Annotated in this window: 1 protein-coding gene; it reads right to left on the bottom strand. The window is 68.9% G+C overall.

Going from position 1 to position 351, the window contains the following annotated elements; translation table 11 throughout:
* On the bottom strand, positions 1-351 hold a 351-nt coding region (locus JGU66_36400), incomplete at both ends, for an AMP-binding protein (GenBank protein ID MBJ6766258.1).

The following is a 351-nucleotide window of genomic DNA, read 5'->3' as shown; positions in this document are numbered from 1 at the left end:
CGAGGAAGAGCTCACCCGCGACGCCGATGGGGACGGGCTGGAGCGAGGAGTCGAGGACGTAGGCGCGGGTGTTGGAGAGGGGCTTGCCGATGAGGGGCGTCTCGTTGCGAGAGACGAGGGAGCCGGTGGAGTAGGTGGTGTCCTCGGAGGGCCCGTAGAGGTTGAAGAGCTTGAGGACGGAGGGCAGCGCGTAGACGGCCTGCGCGAGGGCGCGAGGAAGCGCTTCGCCGGCGAGGTTGACGACGCGGACAGAAGAGGGGACGCCGCCCTGGCGCAGCAGCTCGGCCATGGCGGAGGGGACGGAGTTGATGAGGGTGACGCGAGAGGCGTCCTTCAACTCGGGGAGCTGGA

It is taken from the genome of Myxococcaceae bacterium JPH2, assembly GCA_016458225.1.
Lineage (GTDB): Bacteria > Myxococcota > Myxococcia > Myxococcales > Myxococcaceae > Citreicoccus.
This window is presented reverse-complemented; position numbering and strand designations above follow the sequence as displayed.